Source organism: Aquimarina rubra (assembly GCF_042684305.1).
Taxonomy (GTDB): Bacteria; Bacteroidota; Bacteroidia; order Flavobacteriales; family Flavobacteriaceae; genus Aquimarina; species Aquimarina rubra.
Window position 1 is genome coordinate 56,851 of the sequence record NZ_JBHULE010000027.1, and the last position, 25,491, is coordinate 82,341.

Annotated in this window: 21 protein-coding genes; 8 read left to right on the forward strand and 13 right to left on the reverse strand. The window is 33.5% G+C overall.

Features of this window, described 5'->3' with window-relative positions:
- Positions 1-67: 67 nt before the first annotated feature.
- Positions 68-565: a hypothetical protein gene (locus ACFSR1_RS19420; protein ID WP_378294714.1), complete on the forward strand. Its 498-nt coding sequence runs from the start codon at positions 68-70 to the stop codon at positions 563-565.
- Between the two features lie 112 nt (positions 566-677).
- Here ACFSR1_RS19420 and ACFSR1_RS19425 read toward each other — a convergent pair whose 3' ends face one another.
- Both ACFSR1_RS19425 and ACFSR1_RS19430 read right to left on the reverse strand, forming a co-directional pair.
- On the reverse strand, positions 678-2,159 hold the full coding sequence (locus ACFSR1_RS19425; RefSeq protein ID WP_378294715.1) for an SMODS domain-containing nucleotidyltransferase: 1,482 nt from the start codon (positions 2,157-2,159) through the stop codon (positions 678-680).
- A gap of 949 nt (positions 2,160-3,108) precedes the next feature.
- Positions 3,109-5,316, reverse strand: a complete 2,208-nt coding sequence (locus ACFSR1_RS19430) for an endonuclease (protein ID WP_378294716.1) — start codon at positions 5,314-5,316, stop codon at positions 3,109-3,111.
- Positions 5,317-5,688: 372 nt separating this feature from the next.
- On the opposite strand from ACFSR1_RS19430, the gene ACFSR1_RS19435 reads away from it, so the two are divergent.
- Both ACFSR1_RS19435 and ACFSR1_RS19440 read left to right on the forward strand, forming a co-directional pair.
- Positions 5,689-5,880 (forward strand): hypothetical protein, encoded by a 192-nt coding sequence (locus tag ACFSR1_RS19435; protein WP_378294717.1) that lies wholly within the window; start codon positions 5,689-5,691, stop codon positions 5,878-5,880.
- 476 nt (positions 5,881-6,356) lie between these two features.
- Positions 6,357-6,551, forward strand: coding sequence for a hypothetical protein (locus tag ACFSR1_RS19440; RefSeq protein WP_378294718.1), 195 nt, complete (start codon positions 6,357-6,359; stop codon positions 6,549-6,551).
- Between the two features lie 262 nt (positions 6,552-6,813).
- Here ACFSR1_RS19440 and ACFSR1_RS19445 read toward each other — a convergent pair whose 3' ends face one another.
- From ACFSR1_RS19445 to ACFSR1_RS19480, 8 genes are all read right to left on the reverse strand, one after another.
- Complete coding sequence (locus ACFSR1_RS19445) at positions 6,814-7,677, reverse strand: type IV pili methyl-accepting chemotaxis transducer N-terminal domain-containing protein (protein ID WP_378294719.1); 864 nt, start codon at positions 7,675-7,677, stop codon at positions 6,814-6,816.
- Positions 7,678-7,923: 246 nt separating this feature from the next.
- Positions 7,924-9,108 carry an acetate/propionate family kinase gene (locus tag ACFSR1_RS19450; RefSeq protein ID WP_378294720.1) on the reverse strand — a complete coding sequence of 395 codons (1,185 nt, stop codon included), beginning with the start codon at positions 9,106-9,108 and terminating at the stop codon, positions 7,924-7,926.
- A 19-nt stretch (positions 9,109-9,127) separates the two neighbouring features.
- Positions 9,128-11,221 carry a phosphate acetyltransferase gene (gene pta / locus ACFSR1_RS19455; RefSeq protein ID WP_378294721.1) on the reverse strand — a complete coding sequence of 698 codons (2,094 nt, stop codon included), beginning with the start codon at positions 11,219-11,221 and terminating at the stop codon, positions 9,128-9,130.
- A 322-nt stretch (positions 11,222-11,543) separates the two neighbouring features.
- A complete protein-coding gene (locus ACFSR1_RS19460; RefSeq protein ID WP_378294722.1) occupies positions 11,544-12,644 on the reverse strand; it encodes a DUF2911 domain-containing protein in 1,101 nt (366 codons plus the stop codon).
- A gap of 231 nt (positions 12,645-12,875) precedes the next feature.
- A complete protein-coding gene (locus ACFSR1_RS19465; RefSeq protein ID WP_378294723.1) occupies positions 12,876-14,102 on the reverse strand; it encodes a peroxiredoxin family protein in 1,227 nt (408 codons plus the stop codon).
- Between the two features lie 95 nt (positions 14,103-14,197).
- Positions 14,198-14,578, reverse strand: a complete 381-nt coding sequence (locus ACFSR1_RS19470; RefSeq protein ID WP_378294724.1) for a hypothetical protein — start codon at positions 14,576-14,578, stop codon at positions 14,198-14,200.
- A gap of 140 nt (positions 14,579-14,718) precedes the next feature.
- Positions 14,719-15,447, reverse strand: a complete 729-nt coding sequence (locus ACFSR1_RS19475; RefSeq protein ID WP_378294725.1) for a hypothetical protein — start codon at positions 15,445-15,447, stop codon at positions 14,719-14,721.
- Positions 15,448-15,511: 64 nt separating this feature from the next.
- Positions 15,512-15,715: a hypothetical protein gene (locus ACFSR1_RS19480; protein WP_378294726.1), complete on the reverse strand. Its 204-nt coding sequence runs from the start codon at positions 15,713-15,715 to the stop codon at positions 15,512-15,514.
- Positions 15,716-15,842: 127 nt separating this feature from the next.
- Between ACFSR1_RS19480 and pheT the strand changes: the two genes are divergently transcribed.
- From pheT to ACFSR1_RS19500, 4 genes are all read left to right on the forward strand, one after another.
- The gene (gene pheT / locus ACFSR1_RS19485) at positions 15,843-18,269 is read left to right on the forward strand and encodes a phenylalanine--tRNA ligase subunit beta (RefSeq protein WP_378294727.1); all 2,427 of its coding nucleotides are present in this window, start codon (positions 15,843-15,845) and stop codon (positions 18,267-18,269) included.
- A 173-nt stretch (positions 18,270-18,442) separates the two neighbouring features.
- Positions 18,443-19,162 (forward strand): hypothetical protein, encoded by a 720-nt coding sequence (locus tag ACFSR1_RS19490; protein WP_378294728.1) that lies wholly within the window; start codon positions 18,443-18,445, stop codon positions 19,160-19,162.
- Between the two features lie 9 nt (positions 19,163-19,171).
- The gene (locus ACFSR1_RS19495) at positions 19,172-19,399 is read left to right on the forward strand and encodes a putative signal transducing protein (protein ID WP_299222978.1); all 228 of its coding nucleotides are present in this window, start codon (positions 19,172-19,174) and stop codon (positions 19,397-19,399) included.
- 6 nt (positions 19,400-19,405) lie between these two features.
- Positions 19,406-19,606, forward strand: coding sequence for a hypothetical protein (locus ACFSR1_RS19500; RefSeq protein ID WP_378294729.1), 201 nt, complete (start codon positions 19,406-19,408; stop codon positions 19,604-19,606).
- A 1-nt stretch (position 19,607) separates the two neighbouring features.
- Here ACFSR1_RS19500 and ACFSR1_RS19505 read toward each other — a convergent pair whose 3' ends face one another.
- Complete coding sequence (locus ACFSR1_RS19505; RefSeq protein WP_378294730.1) at positions 19,608-21,167, reverse strand: GMC oxidoreductase; 1,560 nt, start codon at positions 21,165-21,167, stop codon at positions 19,608-19,610.
- Positions 21,164-23,017 carry a fatty acid desaturase gene (locus ACFSR1_RS19510; RefSeq protein ID WP_378294731.1) on the reverse strand — a complete coding sequence of 618 codons (1,854 nt, stop codon included), beginning with the start codon at positions 23,015-23,017 and terminating at the stop codon, positions 21,164-21,166. Before ACFSR1_RS19510 ends, ACFSR1_RS19505 begins: the two co-directional genes overlap by 4 nt.
- Before the next feature lie 86 nt (positions 23,018-23,103).
- Between ACFSR1_RS19510 and ACFSR1_RS19515 the strand changes: the two genes are divergently transcribed.
- A complete protein-coding gene (locus ACFSR1_RS19515) occupies positions 23,104-23,706 on the forward strand; it encodes a TetR/AcrR family transcriptional regulator (RefSeq protein ID WP_378294732.1) in 603 nt (200 codons plus the stop codon).
- Between the two features lie 52 nt (positions 23,707-23,758).
- Here the strand turns inward: ACFSR1_RS19515 and ACFSR1_RS19520 are convergent, their stop codons facing one another.
- Positions 23,759-25,384, reverse strand: a complete 1,626-nt coding sequence (locus tag ACFSR1_RS19520; RefSeq protein WP_378294733.1) for an ABC-F family ATP-binding cassette domain-containing protein — start codon at positions 25,382-25,384, stop codon at positions 23,759-23,761.
- Between the last annotated feature and the right edge of the window lie 107 nt (positions 25,385-25,491).

Sequence of the window (25,491 nt, forward strand, 5' to 3'; positions counted from 1 at the left end):
AATGATTACGCTTTTTTTATATTTTTGTCTTTTAATTTATGTGCCTTAAAATAAAGAATGTCCAATAATGACGGAAGAAGAAAAACAAAATTATTTCTGCCATACACACACCAACCTATTCTCACAAAGTAAATGTCATAATTGTTACAGAGGCATGTGCCATACTTGTCTACATAATAACCCTACTATCTGTCCGGATTGTGTAAGAACTCGGTTTTTAGCGGGAGATCAATATAAAAATCAAAAAGAAATTAGTTATATGCTTTCTATTGGTGCGGGAGTTGCTCTATTATTTCACATCTACCAATGTTACACAATTTCTGGTATATATACTAGTTTCAATTTTTTAGAGAGTCTATTGTATGTTTTTCTTGGGTCATTAACCGCAATTAGTGCATATTATATGTATAGTGAAGTTACTATTATCTTAGAAATCAGCAAAATTCCATTTATCGGAGGAAAACTTGCTCTTTTATTAATTCTCATAAGTCTGGTTATAGGAATTCCATTATTATATTTACTTTACAAAATAGTAGTATTCATAAAACATAGCTTATTTTCGTAAAACAAATAATTTGAAGTAACTACTATAAGCTTACAAATAAAATGATCCTTCAAACTCAGCATTGCCCCTCAGCATTGAGAAAGAAGGATCATCTTCCACTTATCAAACCAAATTACACTTCTTGATTTCTATAATTCATTAAGCATTGTACACTATTTTCCATATTAAACTTGTTACTTTGCCAGACAGGAATATTCACTTGTCCAGATTTTACGATGGATAACTTTTTCTTTATTTTAGAAATCATATGAATATTTTCTAAAGCTTTCGCATATCTCCTATCTATGGATTTTGAAGTACCTCTGTATACATCAGTCATTTTACGTTGCAATTCATCTTTTCTTTTTCGAATCACAGAAATATCTAAATCACTCCTATTAAGATCTATTAATAAAGATTGAAATTCTTGTTTTATCAAAAATGTTCTCAATGCAGATTGTTTATGTCTCATCGAGATATTTCCTAGGTTATATTTTTGAAAATAGAGAACCACCAAAAACATTACAGATGATATCATGAACAGCCCTAATCCCAGATCAAATTCCTCCGTAAACCCGATTATCAAAATTGCAGATACAATAAGTACAGCGATTAATAATTGAAGTCCTTTAAAGGTCATCACTTTTTGATTTAAAATTCGGACACATTTTTTCTGCGCTTCGTATAAGGATGTCGCCCTTTCATATAACTTTTTTAATTGTGATTCTACCTTAACAGACTCCGGGAATCTGTAGCCAAATATTTCTTTCCATTTCTGTGTTGCATTCCATTTTCTTCCAGAATGTTCAAGTTTTATTGCGTTTTCCGCTTTAAAATGTGCAACGATAGCCTTATACCTAAAGTTGTCTGGGTTATGAATTTTTTGATCACTCCCTACAATATTCCATGTTGTCTTGGATGGCTCCTGATTCATTAAAAACTCAAAAAAATCCAAACACATAATATCAAAATTCAAATACGACAGATACCTTTTCTTAGAGTACAATAAGAATTCGTACACTAGCTCATCAATCAAAACATCCTTGATCCTTACTTTACAGTTTTGTTTCCATGCCTTAACCATCTTGCATAATTTTCTCAGATTATGATGAGTGGTTGCATCTACATGTTTTATAGCTTCTTGTAAGGATTTAGGTTTATGTATATTCCATTGTCCGTCATCCGTTAGATCTGCAAAAACATAACCTCCACCATCTTTAATAAAAGCTGGAAATACGCGGAAAAGCATCCCATCAGAAAATTGAATCTTAATGGATTGTTTGTCTTTATCAATACTGGTTTTAGAATATATAGATGTTATCGATCTACGAACATCTTCTAGAAACCTAGCCTGAGGGTTTCCCCCACATTCTTTGTATTCGACCAGCAAATGAGATGGCATCTCAAAGATCATTTCAACCTCCTTAATACCATCATTTGCAGTCTCTCTTCCATAGCACCCTATATAAATCCCCCCGTAATTGGTATTTATATTCCAAAAATCATTATTTAATTTTTTATTTATTGAATTGTAGCGTAATGAAATAATGGACTTCTTTTTCTCAGAAATCTCTAATTCATCACAAAACATATTAAAATTTACAGATATACCCATCCGTCCTAAATATTTTAAGATATCATCGGGTTTATCACCCTATTGATTACTATATGATTAATTTATTTCCCCACATCAGGACATGGCATATACTGAGTAGCACAGTCTGAACACGATTATATATGTTAACAACTAAAAGCTATCGACTTTTTTATATTAATTATAGATTCATTATCAATGTGGGGTAATAATGAGTAGCTAATAATTTTATTATATAATCGTTGAGTGGTAAGTCTCCGGATTAATCCAAAACTAAATTTGAATTAATTGGTTTTAAGAGCACATTTAATTAACAAAAGGTAAACTTCCAATGTGATAAAAAGTCAACCAGTAAAAAGTATTTTTTTTTCATATCAATTTCATTTTGGGATTATTAAAAAACTAATTACAAGCGCATTATAATTTTTCTTAGTTCCAATGTACAAACAAAAACACAAAAAGAAATATGGTTAAACCGTAATTATATTACGTTTAAAAAATCTAAAAAAGTAGGAAGTACTGAAAAACCTGTAGGTTTCAAAGAGAATTTACCTACACGAAAATGTTAAAAATTTTATTTTTTAACATTTTAAACATTAAAAAAGTGTATTTCATCGTAAAATACTAGTAATTAAATTCAAAAAATACAGGGAATTTACCCCTAAAAATAAATGTTTTTACAGAGTAATTACCTAAATTCTACTTATAAACCGTAATTTTTATATCAAAAGTTGGAAAATTCCCTATTTTTTTATTCGAAAATAAAAGAATAAACGGCTATATTTTTAATCTATCTTAATCATTTAAATTACTTAATAACAATTTGTTTTGATACCATTTCGTTTTATACGGAATTGGAAAAAATATACGTGTACAAATCATTTTGTCCAGAAATCAGGATACATTTTCTTTCATACAAACAAAAAACCCCACTACAAAAAGTGGGGTTCATAATATTCTGTTTTATCGACTATTCTTTTGTAAATTTCTTACTAACAGTTTTGTTTCCATCATTTACCGATATAAAATACATTCCCGACGATAATCTGTTTACCGGAATAGGTTGTTTTGTTACTTTTCCTGTTTTCACAACTTGACCTATTTGATTTACGATTTTGTAATTTGCTTCTGAAGCATTTTCCAGTTGTAAAATCAACACCTCTTTTACCGGATTGGGATAAAAACCGAAATCCATTAGTCCAGCTGCATTCTCTTTCACCATCTCTTCAGAAAAATTCCTTGATGCCGAACCTACACAAAAACCATTACTGTCCTGCGATCCAAAAGAGCCTCCAGATACAAGAACTCCGCCGTTAGCATCTGTTAGTGCGTATGAGCCATTGCCATAACTACAACAAATACCATCTCCGTATGTATCTTTTACTACTAATGTATAACATCCTGAATCCAATGTCCTGGATAAATTAATTGTGGATCCATTAGCTTGAGATCCATAAGTCCCTCCGGAATATACTATTTGATTGCTATCGTTTCGTATCTCCCAACTTGTTTCTTCGGGATAATTATCAAAAGTGATTCTTAAATTAACATCACTGGTAGTTGATCCTCCACCTGTATTTCCTGAAGTAGAAAAGTTGGCCGCATCCACCGCCATATCTCCTTGCCAAGTAGTTCCTGTTATTCCGTTAAAACGAAGTTGTACTTTTTCACCAACATATGCATTTAGATTAACGGATGCAGTCTGCCAGGAATTTCCTTGATTTCCGGATCTATTCCAAATCGATGTCCAGCTTGTACCATCCAAGCTTGCTTCTACGGCTAAACTTCCCATCGCTGAAGATCCGTACATATGATATTTAAAAGAGAACGTAGCCTGACTTGCTGAGGTAATATCGTAACAAGGAGAGTACAAAATTGCTCTTTTATTGGAATAATTTGGAGTTGAAGACTCCATATAGATATAATAAGATCCCGAATTAGCTGAACCCGGACCAGTGCCAGAAGACGGAGTATTTCCGGAACGAATCGTCCAATTAAAATCATCTCCTGTTGTTGCTTGTTTCCAAGCGCCGAAGGTATTTTCAAAACTTTCATTATACGGAAATAAAGTTACTGTAGAATTACACAAAGTATTTCCTCCTCCCGTAGTATTCTGAGTAGTGACATTGATAGCGGTACTAAATCCAGACACATTGCCTGCAGCATCTTTGGCCCGTACAGAAAAACTGTAGGTTGTAGCGGCAGACAATCCAGTTACTGAAGAACTTGTATTCGTAGTAGAATTCAAAAACGATCCGTTCCTGTAAATATCATATCCGGTAACTGCAACATTATCTGTTGATGCGTTCCAGGATAATTGTGTAGCGGTAGTAGTTGTGTTTGATGCTACCAAAGAAGCAGGAACACTAGGTGCTTGCGTATCACCACCGCCAGTTCCAAAGCGATCTTCTGCCTGTGGACCACCCCATATTTGCGTAGCAAAAGCAGGATTATCAATAAAAGGGTTTCTGTTTCCTTGTAAATTTTCGAGGATTGGGTTTCGTTGTAGTTCTAACGATGAAACCGGATCGTCTGCATTCCATTCTAAAAACAACTGAATCATATTAGTATCTCCTGATACTGCTGTTCCTATTCCAACATTAGAGGGCAAACAACGGTTGCCATATCGAATATACATATACATCATCATTCGGGCTACATCACCTTTAAATTCATCACCAGGATACCAATGTCCTTGAGATGTTGCTCCTGAATTACCCGAACCATCTGCAAACTTTCGGCTTCCTCTACTGGAGTTTCTTTGTACATCTGCAGGTCTTAAATGATGTGCATCAGCTCCTGGCCCTGAAGTACCTAAATTAGGATTACCTAAAGATTTTGGATATACATGTTCTCTATTCCAATCTGTAGATCCACCACCATTGTTATTTACTCCTCTTGTTCTGTCTGTAGTAGAATTCCCATCAGTATCGCTATAGCCATAAATTAAGATCACTTTAGAGGAGTTCGCAAGATCTAGGTCTGTTTGCTTTAGCGCGTCCCAAACTCCGGGAGTATAAGATAAAGTGGTGGTTTGTGTGTTGGTTACCTTTGCAGCTAATTCGTTCTTTAGCGCTTGTCCGGATAAAGAAAGGTTCACATCACTATAATATGACGGTACCTGACCAAAACCAATAAGGGTACATCCCATTATTAGTAATAGTAATAAATTTTTCATTGTGCGTTGTGAGTTAGTTTAGTAAATTTTAACGCTTCCGAAGCTAAAACTATTTTGTTAAAATTACCAGAGTTATGTGTTACCAAATCATTACCCAATATGTTGATAATGTAACAATTAGCTTACTAAAATACCATAAAGTATTGATTAGTAAGTTTTTACAAAAAACCACTCCTGTTAATAAGTTATTTCTTACATTCTGACATAAGAATTATACTTCAAATAGTCATTAAGGAGTGAAAAAAATGATTTTAAGCCTCTTATTATTTAGTTTAACCTATAGAAAAACCTTATTTTTTTAGTGTATTTCACGTATCATATTTAGGGAATTTTCACTTATTTTTAAAGGATTAACTTAAAACATCTTACACAATGAAGAAAATCTTAGATTTACAAGGAATTCAAAAATTAAGTAAAGGAGAGCAAAGATCTATCAAAGGAGCTTGGGGCAATGTCTCTTGCTGTCCATCCGGAAGAGGTTGTCAGATCAGTTTTCCGGGAGGAAGTTTCTGCGAGCCTGGCTACTGTGATCCATACAGATACGGGAGATGTATTCTTTACTAAAAATAAAGGTTTAAAACCTCTAAAGGCATTCTTAACTAGTTTGCCTTTTTTCTCTTCAATAAAAAACATCTTTATTAACTTAAATATTTTACACAATGAAAAAAATCTTAGAATTAAAAGGAGTGCAGAAACTTACTAAAGGACAACAAAGATCTATTAAAGGGGCTATGACAAGTATTTCATGTTGTAATCCAAACCCAAGAACAGGCACAGGTAATAAATGCCGCATCAGCTTCCCTGGAGGAAGTTTTTGTGAGCCAGGAAGATGTTCGGGATGGAATCAATGTATCCTTTACTAATTACTGACAATTACATATTCAAAAGAGACTGTCTAATATTCAGTCTCTTTTTTTTTGTAGCTAATCTAACGGTGTAAACAAGCTCTTGAAATTTATAAATATCAAGAAAGTACATTTGCATATAGGTTTTATATACGATTATCTTGCTTGTAATTATTAACTTTAAATACTTACACAATGAAAAAAATCTTAAACCTCAAAGGAATTCAGAAATTAACAAAAGAAGATCAACAACAAATCAAAGGTTCCTCAATTCCACGTCGTTATGTATACTGTGGAGCTCCCGGAATGTGCTGTATGGCTTTTTTAGGAGGGCCGGAATATTGTGATTTTGGATATTGTCAGCCTAATGGGACTTGTATCTGGGCATAAAAAGAATTAGTAAACCATTTTGAAGATTAGAGACTACTTAAAACCTATTTAAGTAGTCTTTTTTAGTTAAACCGTTTCCCTGTTCAATTAGTTAGAATCGTGAGTATTTTGACTTTAGAAAATTCTAAACCACTTTTTTTATTTCTTCAGAGCTTAGAAGAATTCTAAACTTTATTAAAAACTAAGTAAGGTGTCTAAAAATTAAACACCTTACTTCAAAAAAACTCCAATACGATTTGGTTTTGGGTTTTAATTAATAGAGTTAAAGATTTATTTTCTCATAAAGATTAGTAATGTCATTAAACACAATGGTGAGTCCATCGCTCAGTTTATATACTTCTTCTTTCTTTAAAGTTTTATTCATTAATTTTTCCTTTTGAGTTTTAATTGCATCCCACTTTGTCAGTGCTAACCCAATTTTTTCATCTAGTTCTGGAGTATTGAATTGACAAATCATCAATTTCGTTAATGCCCCTTCTAATTCATTAAAAGTATTATTCAATATTCTGGAAACATTTTTATCATTTACAGCTATCGTATTCGCATAGTAATATAAGGCTAATCGCTGCGAAAGCATTCTTTGTCTTCCTGCCATATTAATAGTATTCTGCAATTCCAATCTATCCTCCACACTGACATTATCTCCCAGCAATTCTGCATCAGTCGAAGAGTTAATCAATTTAGAATTATTAATGATTGAAACTACAGTTTGGTTAGAAGCCATCAATAAGTCTGTATTGAGATCCGTTATCTTCTTGGCATTTTCGTAACCCGGTGTGGTTTCTAATACCTTCTTAAAATCAGTAAACAGTTGATTAACCTTTTCTATATTGGCAGTAGTTAATTTGTTTCTGGAATTTTGTAATAAAAAAGCATTTTGTCTTTCAAATAAAATTTTAGACGTCAATAAATCCTTTTTCGCTTTCATATCATTGGGATTTGACACCAAATACAGATATGCCTTAGACATTTTTTGTGATAACATTCTTTGTTTTCCGGCTACGTTAATTGCATTATTAAAGGAAACATTTCCAAATTTAATGTTTTGCTGAGCTTGTAACGAAGGACTTAATACCATAATAAGTAGCATCACCATACCACCTACAAAATTGTTTTTTGTGATCATAATAAATAGATTTAGGTTTTATTTTCCCCCATATATACTTTGGAAGAATTGATTAAAAAATAGAGCAAAAATGTAAGAAGTATACGTTAAGTAGGTTTAGTGTTTTCTTACAAACACATGTCGAAAATATACTTTTTTTTGTGAATTCAAAAAAAACAAATGTTAAAATTTCCCCATAAAAAAAACGCTAAAACCTTTTATACAAGTTTTTAACGTAAATATTATATGCTATAAAATCAAACTAAATCACTCCAATAACTCCATAGACTGCTTCGCAATCTCCAGTTCTTCATTTGTAGGAATTACTAGGATTTTAACTTTGGAAGTGTCCTTACTAATATCCCTGATCTCTTTTGATCTAACCTTATTTTTTTCCTGATCCAGTTGGATACCCAAATAATCTAATTCAGAACACACCAGGTTTCTCATAACATCTGAGTTTTCTCCGATTCCTGCAGTGAATACGATCGCATCTACACCATTCATAGCAGCTGCATAAGCTCCTATAAACTTCTTAATACGATACGCATTCATTTTTAATGCTTGTTGACAGTCAACATTTCCTTTTTCCGCATTGGATTCTATATCTCGTAAATCACTGAAGCCGGTCAATCCCAGCATGCCACTTTCTTTTTGTAGTAATGAGTTTACCTCATCTAAAGAGTATCCTAAGGATTTTACCATATAAAAGATAACTGCAGGATCAATATCTCCCGATCTGGTGCCCATAATCAATCCGTTCATTGGTGCAAAACCTAGCGTATGATCCACACTATTACCGTTTTTAACCGCTGTCATACTACATCCGTTACCTAAATGTATAGTAATGATCTTGGAATTTTGTTTTCCTAAGTATTCTATTGCTTGTTCTGATACATATTTATGGCTTGTTCCATGGAAACCGTAAACTCTTATATCATGTTCGTTTAAAAAAGAATTTGGAATTGCATACTTGTAGGCTTCAACAGGCATTGTCTGATGAAATGCTGTATCAAAAACTGCTACTTGTTTTGCATTCGTAAAAATCTCTTCTGAAACTAAAATGCCTTGTAAATTAGCAGGATTGTGTAATGGCGCTAATGCTGAAAGTTTTTCTATTTTCTGTTTTACCTCATCATTAATCTCTACGGTTTTAGCAAAAGTACTTCCACCGTGAACTACGCGATGACCAACAACCTGGATTTCAGAAGCAGAGGCGATCACTCCAATACCAGTATCTAATAAAAAAGAAGCTATTAATTCTAAGCCAATTTTATGGTCAGGAATATCCATCTCCTTTTCGATATCCTGAGTATCTGTTTTATAATTGATTTTGGCATTTTCTAACCCAATACGTTCCACTAATCCAGAACAAAGAACCTGAGCAGATGGCATATCGAATAATTGAAACTTAATAGATGAGCTTCCTGAATTTAATACTAGTATTCGCATAGTTTATTCTCTTCTTTTTTTATAATCCTTGTGCCTGTATTGCCGTAATAATAACTGTATTATATACATCATCTACTGTACAGCCTCTACTTAAGTCATTTACGGGCTTGTTTAACCCCTGTAGCATTGGACCAATTGCTAAAGCTCCAGTTTCTCGCTGTACAGCCTTATAGGTGTTATTCCCGGTATTAAGATCAGGAAATATCAAAACACTTGCTTGTCCTGCAACTTCAGAATCCGGAAGCTTACTCTGTCCAACTCTCATATCTACAGCAGCATCATACTGTATCGGACCTTCAATTTTAAGTTCTGGATGCTTTTCTTTTACTATTCTGGTAGCTTCTCTTACTGTTTCTACATCTTCTCCTTTTCCGGATGTACCAGAAGAATACGATAACATTGCTACTTTTGGTTCGATACCAAATGCTGCAGCTGATTGCGCAGATGAGATCGCAATTTCTGCCAGTTGTTCTGCATTAGGATTAGGATTGATAGCACAATCCCCAAATACAGAAACTCTATCATCTAAACACATAAAAAATACCGAAGAGACCACTTTTACGCCCGGTTTCGTTTTTATAAACTGTAATGCTGGTCTTATGGTATGTTGCGTAGTATGAACCGCTCCCGACACCATTCCGTCTGCGTGACCTTTATAAATCATCATCGTACCAAAATAGGAAACATCGGCCATCATATCCTTGGCCATATCCATATTCACATTCTTATGCTTTCTAAGCTCGTAAAATGTTTTTACGTAATCATCAAAATGAGGAGATTTTATTGGTAAAACGATGTTTACTTTACTAAAGTCAATTGGAATATCCAGCTTAGTAGCCTTACTTTTTATTTTCTTCTCATCTCCAATTAACGTTATATCTACAACATTGGATGCCTGTAACCTAAAGGTAGCTCTAAGAATTCTCTCATCAGATCCTTCAGGTAGCACGATATGTTTTTTATGCTTAAGTGCTCTTTTTAATAAATTATACTGAAACATACTTGGAGTCAGACTATCCGACTCAAAAGTAATTAACGGATCTACTAATTGGTCTGCATCCACATATTGCTCAAAAGTGCTGATCGAAGTATTTATCTTTTGCAAATTATCAGCATATATTTTAGATCGTATTGCTCCTATTTTATTAGTTATAGAAAATGTTCCTTGTGGTACCGATATGATGGGTACGGATAAAGACACCCCTTCTATTAACTTAAGAATAGGTTCTTCAGGAATGATTCCTCCGGTAAGAATAATGCCCGAAATCTTTGGATAATTATCCGATATATTCGCTTGTAAAACACCTAAAATAATATCTGCTCGATCGCCTGGAGTTATTACCAAACTATTATCCTTAAGATGGGTAAGATAATTGCGCAGCTGCATAGCTCCAACACCAAAACTACCTGCCTGATTATTTAGAAACTCTTTTCCGAAGAGCACTTTACCATCTAGTTCCTTTACAATTTCTTTTATGGTAGGATTAATCAAAGAACCAATTTTAGGAATAATGATCTGCTCAACATCTTTTTTGAATTCCCTTTCCAGTGCTGATTTTAATTCTTTTTCACAACCATTCGCCACCTTGTTTGCTAATACTGCTACTACTTCTGCATCTTTGCTTGTAAAAGTATCATAGGCTAGTTTTAGATTACCTACTATTTCTTCTTTTGTTTTATCTACCCCGCTTGCGACAATAATGGATGGAATTCCTAAATTCTTTGCAATGATTACATTGATATCAAATTCTATAATACTTCCTTCATCAGAGAAATCTGTTCCTTCTACCAAAATGAAATCAAACTTTTCCTCGAGGTTTTTATATTTTTCTATAATTCCGTCGATGATCGCTCCTGCACGTCCTTGATTATATTTTTGAAGTACCTCACTTCTAGTAAATGCATAAGCATTTTTAACATTAATATCCAATTCAAAATGGGATATAACAGTATTAATATGATTGTCTGTCTCTCCTTCTTTAGGATCATCAATTATAGGTCTGAAGTACCCTACTCTAGCTACTTTTCCGAGTAGCATTCTCATTAATCCTAAAACAACAATAGATTTACCACTATTAGGTTCAATAGTAGCAATATAAACGGCTTTACTCATGTATATAAATTTGGTCGTGCAAAGATATAGTAATCGTACTAAAATAATACACTGTAATATAGCAAGAAATTATATTCTACGAAGGATTTAAAAAATTAACTTATTTATTTTAAAGTCAATAAAAAAAGGATCTGCAAAACGCTGATCCTTTTGTAAACCGCTATCATTTTTAATTGCTTGAAGTGCTTATTTTTAATACGCTTACAGCTTTATTAAAAATAAAAATCTTCGCAAAATTTCAGATCCCGTTCTGCAACGGGATAAGTTCAACTAACTATTTTTAATACGCTTACAGCTTTATTAAAAATAGAGTTTCACTTACTTAATTTATGTCTTCGCCTTTTTTTAGTTTTTCCAGTTCACCGGATAATCTACCTTTAAATCTTTCAGGCGCATTACTCATAGCAATATTCATGGATTTAACAGCATTTTTATAATCACCAGTTGCAGCGTATGCTCTTGCCAATCCATAATTAGAAGGCCAGGCACCATTGTTATTTTTTACATTATTTTTTAAAACCTCTAAAGCTTTGTTCTTTTGTCCCTGGGCAATCAAGCCATTTCCTAATTGAAAAACCTGAGTCGCATTGCCTAGTTTAGCTGCTTTATCGACCAGAGTCATTGCTTCCTGTGTTTTTCCTTGTTTTGCCAAAATCTGAGATTTCAGAGATAGGTTGCCAAATGTTTCTTTACTAAAGAAATTACCACTAATAGAAGTATTCACCCACTCTAATGCCTGATCCATATCGCCTGCATTAAAAGCGTAGTTAGCAGCATTATCCCAATTAGATTGTGTAAATCCGGCACTGCTCCTAAGATCATCTTTTATTCCTTTCATCACTGTAGCTGTAACATCTACCTCAATCTTAAAGGGGATTTCTTTCTTTTCCCATCTCAATACAGCAGTTGTACTATTCGCATCAAAAGAAGGAAATAAAAACAAAAGTGTTTCTGTATGAGGAGTCTCTTTTGTTTGAACATCTACGCGCAATGCATCTTCTTTTTCATCATAAAAATAACTACCCCAAGAAGTTGCATTCTTAGAGAATATGATGGTTGCGCCTCCATCTTCTTTTAGTGCGATATGAAGTCCATAAAGTCCGGCTTTAATCTCTTTTCCTTCTACTTTGACATCGTGAGAAAATTCTATAGTACTATTTTGATTAGCTCCGGCTCTCCAGGGTGCAGCTGTAGATGTTCCGAACCCAAGATTATTATATCCATAAGGAACCAGTTTCCCCCAAACTTCTCTTTCTTTTACGCTTGGTCTTCCATAATCTATAGTGATATCGGTTATTCCTACTCTTTGAGTTACCTGTGCCCGCTGGCTAGCTTCAGGAGTTGTAAGTTGTGCATTTAATTGGATCGTAAACAACATCATTGCAGCAGCAATGCATGCCATCATCAGGTTGGATTGTTTCATCTGTTTTTATTTTTACTTTTTACTGGTCAGATGGAATTCGCCAATAATCATCAAGGAAAGTAGCTACCTAATCATCAAGGCTCATTTCATAACTGAATTGTTTGAATTATTTATTGGATTATATATGAGAGAAAAATCATACACTCCCAACAATAATAATATGATATTGTTAATCCTGATGTTACGGTAGTGTTAAAGTAAAAACAGAAGTCCTAATAATTGTTAAATCCTCTATTCTTTTAACAGCTGGTTAACAAAGCCTTCGAACTCATTTTTAAAATCAATATACTTCTGACCTGTAGCCGGTCCATTAAAACCTGTGTGGATCTTACGTACTTTTCCTTTTTTATCGATAAAAATTGTCGTAGGATATGATAATACATGATTGAGCATTGGTAGCTTTTCCTGCGCCTTTTCTTTATTAGATGTTCCATATTGAGCCAAAAGAATAGGGTATTCTACCTTAAGTTTAGAACGTAACCTCTCGATTGATTTGAATGCTTTTTCTGAAGTTTTAGCATATTCAAAAGCAAGGGCAACAAATTCTATATCCTTATCCTTATTTTTTTTATAATAATCTACATAATATTTGGTTTCATCCATACAATTAGGGCACCAGGTTCCCATAATTTGAACCATCGTTACCTTATCTTTAAAACGATCATCTTCAAGCGAGACCTGATTTCCTTTCGCATCCGGAAAGCTAAATTCGAATTTATCATAGCCTTTTTTAATAAAAGTTAGAGAATCTTCGGAAGGAAGTTCAAATTCGTCGTTTCGGATCGCTGTAAAAGGTTCTTTCCAATGATTGCCGGAATAGAAATGTCCGTTCATTATACTATCAGTTACTTCTGCCGTAAACAAAAAAGCGTGTGCTCCATCAAAAGCCGATAACTCTAGTAGGTTATTGTTTAGTACTCCTTCCAGAAAACGATAATCTCCTGTAGTAGTTCTAAAAGTTCCCGTAACTACATTCCCATTTTGCTTAAAAATTCCTTTGGCAATATATCGATCTTCGGGAGCGTCTTTACTAAAAACAGCTTCCCAATTCCCTTCTATATTTGCTGACGGTTTTGAAGTAATATCAAATCTATCTTTTACTCCAAAAACTGCCTTGAAAGGAACAATTCTGTCCAGACTTTCTTTAATAAAACTTCCAGAAATCGTTAAAGAATCCTCAAATTTTGCCGCTATATATCCTTCAAAAACAGGAAATTTAATAAATACGGAATCGTTTTCGATTCTCACCTCATCAACATCTATTACTTCTTCTGCATTAAAAATTTTTAAAGTTTGGTCATCAAACACTTCAAACAAAAAAGGCAATTCTTTATCATCTTGCAATGTTAGGGATGCTTTCCAAGGACCACTTTTTAGCAATATATCATTGTTTGATTTCTCTTCTTTACAAGAGAACATTAAGAGTACAGATGCTACTAGTATTATGTGTTTATTCATAAGTTTGTGTGAATATAAAAAACTGTCTAGAGAGATGGTTGGATCTAACTAGACAGCTTATATGAATTGTCAATATGTTTTACAGTTGTAAAAGATTAATTAGTTTTTGTTTTCCTTTTTGAGGTCGTTTTCTTTTTAGTTTTATTTGCCTCTATGATAGCAGCTATTCTCGCTTCTCTCTGCCTTCTCGCTTGTTCGGGTGTAATGTTTCCTTTTCCACTTTCTTTAGACTTTCTAGCAGTCAATGCTCTAGCTTCCTTTTCTTCTTTGGAATACAATTTTGCCGTTTCTGAGGTATTTACTAGGTCAATATTTTTTCCTTTTGTTTGTACCTTTGACTTAGCTGCTGACTTCGGCTTTACCGAATTTGGCAGATATTGTTCTGGTTTGCTTCTATCTGTTTGTTGTGCAATAGTTTTGTGATTTCCTAATCCTAAGAAAAACAAGGACAACATAATTAATTTAAATGTTTTCATTTAGGGCTTATATGGTAATTAATTATAGCTCAAAAATACATAATATTCTTGTTTAATAATAATTATCAATACATTATCGCCTTCTTCTTAATCAAATAAGCAGCCATTTTTAAAATCAAAAGGCTGCTTACTAAGAAAAATTATTGCTCTTTAGGATACACTTTATCAAGTTTATCACTTTCCTCTTTTACTTTTTTTCTTCCTTTTTTTAACGACTCTTCAAGGGCCTTTAGTTTCTCTTCTGCTTTGGCAATCTTGGCTTCCTTTTCTGCAATCTCCTCTGGTGTCAAAGCATCGTCCCCTTCTTTTGCTTTTGCTTTTGCCAATCGTTCTCTGGCAGCAGCTATCTTATTTCTTCCTCTCTGCAACTTTTCTTCATTTTCGCCTAGCTGTTTTTCACTTTTTTCAGCTTTTTCTTTTGCATCCGCAGCTCTTGCCTTTCCAAACGCTCTTCCTGTAAGACCCTCTTTATTTTTACCGTAAGCATTTCCTTTTATTTCTTTCTCAGTATTCTTTTCTGCTTTCCTTGCTTCCTTCTCAGCCATTTTCTCAGCCTTTCTAGCTTCTTTTTCAGCCGTTTTTTCTGCTTTCTTGGCTTCTCCTTTTAGCTTATTGCCTTCTTCTACTAGATCATCACCCTTTTCTTTACCCTTATCCTTCGCTTCTTTTATTTTATCTTTTCCTTTTTGCTTTTCTTTATCAAGCTTACCTTCAGATTTTTCCTTAGCTTCTTTAAGCTTCTCTTGCCCTTTATTCTTTTTTTGGGTTACTTTTTCTTTAGCTTCTTTAGATTTTCCTTGAGCTATAGTTACATGGTTTCCAAAAACGAAAACCATCATTGATATCATCACAATTCTAAATAATTTCATTATAATATTGTTTAAGTTACTATTAGTTGTTGGTATGAAAAAAGTTTATTAATAATTACTTAGATCAAATGCTATCCAGATCTTTAAGAGAATCCTCAAGCTCTTCAGCCTTTGTTTCGACTTCTTTTGTTACTTTGTCTAATTCTTGTTCTACAGATTCAATCTGTTCTACAGCCGCTTTTGTTTCTTCCTCTTCTTTTTTCTTATCGGTACAAGAAATAATTCCGAATAAACACATACAAGCAAAAAAATTAGTTATTGTTTTCATAATACTATTTGGTTAGGTGAATATTTATTTTAAAAATACACTTTTTTATTTTACATAAGAAAGATTTCTTGTTTGTCAACTTTACCCAAAGTAGTATCTTTACCGCCTAATTTCAGAATCATCATTAATGAAAATTTCATATAACTGGCTGAAGCAATTTATCAAGCTTGATTGGGAAGCAGAAAAAGCTGGAGAATTACTCACGGATTTAGGGCTTGAAGTAGAAGGAATCGAAACCTACCAAAGTGTAAAAGGAGGGTTAGAAGGTGTAATAGTAGGACAGGTAATTAGTTGTGAGCAACACCCCAATGCAGACAAACTTAAAATCACCAAAGTAGATTTGGGGAACGGAGAGCCAGTACAAATTGTTTGTGGAGCTCCAAATGTTGCTGAAGGTCAAAAAGTTCCTGTGGCTACAATTGGGACTAAATTGTATGATGAAGAAGGCAAAGAATGGAAGATTAAAAAAGGTAAAATCCGGGGAGAAGAAAGTCACGGTATGATCTGTGCCGAAGATGAGTTAGGGCTTGGCAAAAGTCACGATGGTATTATGGTACTGGATAAAGACATTTCTGTCGGGACTCCTGCTGCCAATATTTTTGATATCGAAAATGACCACGTATTTGAAATTGGGTTAACACCCAATCGTGCGGATGCTATGAGTCATTGGGGAACTGCCAGAGACCTAAAAGCCGGACTACAGCAAAAAGATCTTAATCTGGAACTAATCACACCATCTGTTAGTAACTTTAAAGTAGATAATAGGTTACACAAATTTGACATCGAAGTAAAAAATCCTGAACTGGCACCAAGGTATTGTGGTGTTACAATTTCGGGGTTAAAAGTAGCCGAATCTCCTTCCTGGTTACAACATCGACTCAAAGCAATTGGTATTACCCCAAAAAATAATGTAGTAGATATAACAAATTACGTTTTGCACGAACTAGGGCAACCCTTACATGCTTTTGATGCGCACTACATAGAAGGAAACAGCATAGAAGTTAAAACTTTAAAAGCAGGTACAAAGTTTACTACGCTTGATGAGGTAGAACGTGAATTACACGAAGAAGATCTAATGATATGTGATGCCAAAAAACCTCTTTGTATTGCTGGAGTTTTTGGTGGAATTAATTCTGGTGTTACAGAAAGTACAACTTCAATTTTCTTAGAGAGTGCTTACTTCAATCCTGTAAGCGTTCGTAAAACTGCTAAGCGTCACGGGTTAAATACGGATGCATCGTTTAGGTTTGAAAGAGGTATCGATCCTAATATTACTGAATATGCACTAAAGAGGGCAGCCTTACTTATACAAGAACTTGCAGGTGGGGATATTACCAGTGATATTATTGATTTGTATCCTAAAAAAACGGAAGATTTTCAGGTGTTTTTGTCCTTTGAAAATACAGCAAAATTAATTGGAGAAGAATTACCACAAGAAACTATAAAGGATATTTTGAGTTCTTTGGAAATTAAAGTAAATAATATAACAGAAAGTGGTCTTGGACTTACTATTCCTGCATATCGTAACGATGTTCAGAGAGAAGCCGATGTTATTGAAGAAATTTTGAGAGTGTATGGATATAACAATATACAGTTTACTCAAAAGCTAAATGCTTCTATCGCTAATATTGATAAATTTTCTGATCATAACGTTCAAAACACTATTTCGAATCAGTTGGTTGGTCAGGGTTTTTACGAAATGCTGGCAAACTCTCTGACATCTCCTGAGTATATTTCATTATCAGAGCAATTAAAAACAGAAAACAATGTAGAGATGCTTAATCCATTAAGTAATGATTTAGCGGTAATGCGACAATCATTATTATTTTCTGGTTTAGAAGCAGTTTCTTATAATATCAATAGAAAACGTTCTGACCTTAAGTTGTTCGAATTTGGAAAAACATACCACAACTATGAAAGCGGTAGAATTGAAAACAAACATTTAAGTTTAACAATCACAGGAAATAAAACCTATGAAAACTGGAAAGTAGCACAAGAAAGCGGTGATTTCTTTTATATGAAAGGAATTGTAGAAGCTATTTTGAATCGTTTAGGTATTAAAACTTCAAAGACATCTCCGGTTAAGAACGATATCTTTTCTGAAGGTGTTGTTTATAGTTTGGGTAAATCAAAATTAGTAGAGTTTGGTATTATTAGAAGGTCTGTATTAAAACATTTTTCTATTTCCCAGGAGGTATTATATGCTGATTTTAATTGGGATACCATTCTGGAATTTGCAAGACGTACTAAGATTAAGTTTACGGATATCCCTAAGTTTCCGGAAGTGCGTCGTGACTTTGCTCTTTTGCTTGATAATGCCGTAACTTTTGAAGAAATTCATACCATTGCTAAGCAAACAGAAAAGCAACTGCTAAAAAACATCAATTTATTTGACGTTTATGAAGGCAAGAATTTACCAGAAGGTAAAAAATCATATGCAGTTAGTTTTACGTTACAAGATGAACACAAAACACTTACAGATAAACAAATTGATAAAATTATGAATAAGCTGCAACACAGTTTTGAAAATAAATTAGGAGCAGAACTGAGATAAAAAAATTGATCTATATATAGATATTTTAAAAAGTGCCTTTGAAAATTTCAAAGGCTTTTTTTATTGGTAAGAATCTCTTTAGTGAAAGGTTTGATTCAACAGTTGTTAAAAACACTAAAATCTTGTAATCCAGATCATAAATACTTAATTTAGTGATGCTAAAGAAAGAAAAAATGATGTTTCCTAAAACCAACGTAGAAAAAAAGCTAACTCAATTACGAAACAAACAATTTGATCCGGGAAGTTGGGAATTACAAATTCAAGCTATTTTTAGTGAGGAAAACAAAAAGAATGATCGTATTATTAGAACATTAGAAAACGGTACTCCCGCTGTAGAAAATGATTTTGTATTTGACCATCTAGAAAGTTCAAAGATCTATCACATCAATCAGATCAAAAAAATCTGTATTGATTATCGATTACGTTTTTTAGATTCTAAATATTTTAAAGGTAAACTTCCTCAGGAGGCATTATCAAAAATAAAGGATCTTGAGAAAGTTCATGAAATTGAGTTAAAAGGTTTTAAAATTGTTGCTCCTTCAAAACTATTTAAATTAGCCAATGCTGATGATCCTTTACTTTTTGCTCCCATAGGAAATGATTATTATTATTTAATTCATAAATGGGGAGATGATCTGCACCCTTTTCGTAAGTTGATGATGTGGTTCTTTAAAAGTTTCGAAAATTTATTGATTCTTACTTTTTTAGTGAGTCTTTTAATTACCTTTATGGTCCCACAGGGATTGTTTAGTAAAGAAAGTACTACCTCTGAATTTATAATGATATTTTTCTTTATGTTTAAATCTGTTGCAGCTGTTGTTTTATTCTACGGATTTGCTTTAGGTAAAAATTTCAATACTGCAATCTGGGATAGTAAATATTTTAACGCTTAATAATAACATATGTTTCCCGAAAGTGAATACGAAAGAGTGTATACCGGTAGTTTAATTAATATTCAATTTCTTCAAAACTTACTTCAGGATAGTGGTATTAATTCTATAACCAGAGATGATATGAAATCTGGTATGGCGGCAGGTTTTGGTGGTGGAATTCCTGACCATATTCAGCTTTTTGTAAAAAAGACCGACGTAGAAGAAGCAATTCCTATTATCGAAAAAAGCTTATCTTAGGAGCTTATGGAAGAAGAAAATAAAATGCCTAGGAAAAACTGGGATTTCATGATCGGTATAGCGCTGGTTTTGTTTGGCAGTTTTAGATTATACCAAAGAACTCAGGCTGGATCAGAATGGGATTACAGAATTATACTCACGGTTTCATTTATAGCATATGGCGGATTCTTAATTTTCAGACATTTTCAAAACAATAAAAGAGATTAAATTAACATTTTTTAGATGGTATTTTACTCATGGCCCTTTCGGTTATCGCAGTAATTGACAAAGAAGGATTCACTCCTGGATTGGCAGAGATCATCGATCCATCGCAGATATACATATTTTCATAACCAAAAACTTTATTGTTTTTATCGATAACACCTTCATTAGAATTTGCTGCCATAACTGCACCTCCTAAGATATGAGCAGTAGATGGAATCCCCGCAAGTGGTTCTAAACCAAAAACCGTTTCTTTGCCTTCTGTTATTGCTGCATATTGTTTAGCCAGATGAAGCGATTGTGGAATAAAAGCACTTGGTCTTTTACCCTCGGTTACTGTGGTGTTCATTTTACCTAATGAGTTTAGTTTAAATTTCAGGGTACTATCTAATGTTTGCATAAACAATAAAATAGCCGTGCTCTTACCCCAGTTTTTTGTTGTATATAATTTAAGATATGCCAATGGTGACTTAAAAAAACTAGTAACCATTTTTGTGACCCTGATGATGGTGTTTTTTCCATGGGTTAATGGTAAATGAGACAATCTCCAAAAACCGGAACCTTTTGCATATCGTACAATTTCTAGATGACTGTTTTCATCCGTGTTTAAAATTGATCCAATAGCTACGCCTTTAGACATATCCTTCTTACCATTATGATTAGTCACACTAATGAGACTTTCATTATTGGTTCTAATATCTGTTCCCAAGCAATTCGACAATTTAGGCAAAGATTTCTGCTTCAACTTCAATAGTAATTTAACGGTACCCAAAACCCCTCCAGAAAAAATAACACCCTTAGTTTTTACGGTTCTTTTAGAACTAAAAAAGCCTGTTGACGATACATATTTCACATGATATCCATCTTTATCAGGCACTACATCTAAAACTTCATTTTCTGCCAAAATATGCGCTCCTAATTGCTGTGCCAAGTATAAATAGTTTTTATCCAGTGTATTTTTTGCTCCTACTCTACATCCAGTCATACAACCACCACAAAAGTTACAACCTGTGCGATCAGGTCCTTTTCCATCAAAATATGGATCGGGAACTGTTTTATTGGGCGTTCCGAAAAAAACAGCAACATCAGTAGCAGAGAAATCCTCTTTTATATTCAAGTTATCTGCTAACTCTCGAAGCGCCTTATCGCCATCAAAAAGTTGAGGATTTTTCTGAGCGCCCAGCATTTTTAATGCGGTTTGATAAAACGGTCTTAATTCTAATTGCCAATCTGCCAGATTCTTCCAGCTACCAGAGGTAAAGAATTCTTTCTTAGGAACAGGAAGTGTATTTGCATACACCAAAGACCCACCTCCTACTCCAGTTCCTGAAATCACTACAACGTGTTTAAAAAAAGACATTTTCATGATGCCGAACCATCTTAAAAAAGGAACCCACAACCATTTCCGAAGATTCCAATTCGTTTTTGGAAAATCTTCAGGCTCATACCATTTTCCTTTTTCGATGACTAAAACTTTGTATCCTTTTTCAGAAAGACGCAATGCACTTACAGATCCTCCAAAACCGCTACCTATAATAACATAATCATATGTCTCTTCAATTTTCATACTTTTAATATTATATCGGTTTGTGGAGTACACATACAAGTAAGTATATATCCCTGATTTATTTCATTCTTTAAAAGAGCTATATCTTTCTTAGAATTCCAGTTTACTTCTCCTTTTATCAATAAAGCTTTACAAGTACCACAATCCCCCATTTTACAAGCATGTGGTAATGTATTTTTAGTTTTAATCGACCCTTGTAATATTGTCTCAGAACTATCAGTGTTAAAAGAAAATTTGTTACCACTCATCGCTATATCAATCTTACGTTTTACACCAGAAAGTTTATTAAAGTTCTGAGAAAATTCTTCCACTTTAATTAAGTCATCCAAAACACCAAGCTTACTTAATACTTTCTTAGAAGCCTCCATCATTGCCGATGGACCACATATATAAAAATAGGAATCTACCGATAACTTTAATAAATACTCATATTGTAAGTCTACATTTAATATTTCGAAACTTAATAATATATCTAAACGGTTTGGATAATGTCCAGAAAGTTCTTTAAGTTCTTGATCAAAGATTACTTCTTCTTTACTCCTAGATCCATAAAGTAATGTCACTTTTTCTTCTGAAGTCCTTAAAACAAATTTGATCATAGACATAATAGGCGTAATACCGCTTCCACCAGCAATAAATACAAATGGTTTATTAATACTTTTTGGCAACAAAAACTTACCAAATGGACCAGAAACTCTCAGTTTATCTTTCTCCTTAATAGCATTTACCAAATGATTAGATAACTTCCCTCCTGCAATTCTTTTTATAGCTACCGCAAGCTTTCCTGAAACAGGATCCTCACAAATAGAATAACATCTACTTATTAAATCTTCATTGACTAAGTCTGAAATGACTACATATTGACCAGCTTCATAAAGAAAAGGAATCTGGTCTAAATTCTTGAAAACAAGTTTAATAGTGTTTGATGTTTCTCTATATACTTCTTCTACTTCTAAAACATAATTCCATTTTTTCCCTAATTGAATATCTGAATATGTATTTTTTTTATCTAACAATTTTAAGTCCTGATCTCTATAACCCTCAATCACAGATTGTTTTTCTAATAATTCGGATTCCATATCCAAAAAGCAACTTCTATATTTATAAAAAGGCACTCTAGGGTGTAAATGATGTATTAGGTGGTAACTTTGGTATAGTGACAAAAACTCTAAGCCTGGAATCGTAATAATACGTGTATTACGATACCTACTTAAATTATTATGCGGATAATGCGGTAACCAATCAAAAGAAAAAGCTAATACTGGTGCTGCAATAAGTGCTGATAAAATAAATACAAAAAATAATGCACTTCCATATCCTAAAAAAATCACAGTGCTTAAGATCGTAATTAGAAAAAATAAAAATAAAATGGATTGACCTCTAATTTTATTCATTGCTTCGTTCTTTTTACTGTGCTTACCTAACGCCAATTCAAAATAATAGGCGATCAATGTTAGACAACGAAAGAAAATTGATAAAGGGTTACTACCATTAACATAATGATCCGGATCATTTACTGGGTCATTTGTGTGCGCGTGATGCCTAAGATGTATTACCACAAATGCAGAAAAAGGAAATAACAAAAAGAAACTAGATACCCAACCCAAGACTTTTTCTAATTTCACAAAAGACTGAACTCCTCCAGAAATATTACCATGACTAGCTTCGTGGGCAATTGTAAACATTCCATAAGCTAATACAGCTCCAATAATGGCGGTCCATATTGGCCAGAGCCCTGATAAATAAAATTTCCAAAGCAAAATATATCCAATACATAAAACGGAAAACAAAATTATTGTTGGCCAAGCTACTTTTCCTGAATATTTTTGCCAAACTGCTTGATTTTTCACAGGTCAAATGGTTATGTTTGAAAAAGATATTTTATTTTTTCGAACTATTTAATCAAATATAGTTCGATTATTAGAAAATACCAAATATGGGAAGAAAATCAATTCATCGAGAAAGAAAAGATAAAACCAAAAAAGTAGAGCAATGGACACAAGCGCTCCTTCCAAAACTTGCACAGACGGAGTTAGGTGAGCTTACCATAGATGATTTAGCTTTGTTAATGAACAAGAGTAAATCTACTATCTATCAATACTTCGTAACTAAAGAGGAAATTTTTGAATATATCACACAGGTTAGAATCGACCAACTTAAGACATATAAAAATGAAATTTCCGGAGAACTATCCGGATTAAATTATCAATATGAAACCTTAGCTAAGATTCTTGCAGAAGGTGTTAAAGATATTTCCCCTTTTTACCTAAAACAATTACAAATTCATTATCCCGATGCCTGGAACATCATTGAAGATTTTTTGCAAGGCCTATTAAAAGATCTTAAAGAGTTTTACATTTTAGGGATTGAAAATAATATGTTTAAAACTGTTTCGCCGGAATTACTTATAAAATTGGATGAGTATTTTATCATGCAACTTATTACTGATCATACTTTCTTTAATAATAATCGGCAAACTTTAGAATCTGCGATCAAAGAATATATGTATATAAAATTTGAAGGTTTGGTATTAAAATAACAAAAAAAATCTCGCATATTGCGAGACTTTTTTTGTCTTAGAAATGTATTCATTAAACATTAACAGCATACATTTTCTCACGCAATTCCTTGATTTTTTTGTCGCTCATATACTCATCAAAAGTAGTATAGCGATCTATTACTCCATTTGGCGTTAGTTCTATCACTCTATTGGCCACGGTTTGTGCAAATTCGTGATCGTGTGTTGTAAAAAGAATGGTTCCTTTAAAGTTTTTTAATGAGTTATTAAATGCTGTAATCGATTCCAGATCTAAGTGGTTCGTTGGCTCATCCAGCATTAATACATTTGCTCTGGTCATCATCATTTTAGATAACATACAACGTACTTTTTCTCCTCCGGATAACACATTTGACTTTTTTAGCGCTTCTTCTCCACTAAAAATCATTTTACCAAGAAAACCTCTGATATAAACTTCTTCACGTTCTTCTTCTGTAGTCGCCCATTGACGTAACCAATCTACCAATGTTAGATCATTCTGAAAATACTCACTATTATCAGCCGGCAAATAAGACTGCGTAGTTGTAATTCCCCAAGAGAATTTACCAGCGTCTGCTTTTTGTTTATTATTCAAAATCTGGTAAAAAGCGGTTGTAGCTCGAGAGTCTTTAGAAAACACTACTACTTTATCTCCTTTTGCCAAATTAATATCTACTCCTTTAAAAAGAATATCTCCTTCATTGCTAGCTGCCAATCCTTCTACATTAAGGATCTGATCTCCCGCTTCTCTATCTCTTTCAAAAATTATTGCTGGATAGCGACGGCTAGAAGGCTTTATATCTTCGATGTTAAGTTTCTCGATCATTTTCTTACGAGAAGTAGCTTGTTTTGACTTTGCAACATTTGCACTAAAACGGGCGATAAACTCTTGTAATTCTTTCTTTTTCTCTTCTGCCTTTTTATTTTGCTGTGCTCTTTGGCGTGCAGCTAATTGAGATGACTCGTACCAGAATGTATAATTACCACTATAGTTATTGATTTTACCAAAATCGATATCTGAAATATGGGTACATACAGAATCCAAAAAGTGACGATCATGAGAAACTACAATCACTGTATTCTCATAATTAGCCAAGAAATTCTCTAACCAGGAAATCGTTTCATAATCCAGGTCATTCGTTGGCTCATCCATAATCAACACATCTGGATTACCAAATAAACATTGTGCAAGTAATACCCGTACTCTTTGTTTAGTATCTAAATCTGCCATGCTGGTATAGTGAAGATCCTCTTTAATACCTAGATTAGAAAGCATAGTGGCGGCATCGCTATCTGCATTCCATCCGTTCATCTCTTCGAATTGTACCTGAAGTTCTCCTATTTTCTCAGCATTTTCATCTGTATAATCCGCATACAGCGCATCGATTTCTGTTTTGATTTTATACAATTCTTTGTTACCCATAATCACCGTTTCTAACACAGTATATTCATCATAGGCATAATGATTTTGTTCCAAAACAGACATTCTTTTTCCAGGTTCTAAATGCACATGACCCGAGGTTGGGTCTGTAACTCCCGAAAGAATCTTAAGAAACGTAGATTTTCCGGCTCCGTTAGCACCAATAATACCATAGCAATTACCTTGCGAAAAGGTAGTATTTACTTCATCAAATAAGACACGCTTACCAAATTGAACAGAAAGATTAGAAACTGATAACATAGTTATAAATTGTATTTTCGGCAAAAGTAGAAAAATGGATTCAGAACCTGAAAGAATATAGTATATTTTAAGCTCTATTATCAGAACATAGGTTGATAACACATTGT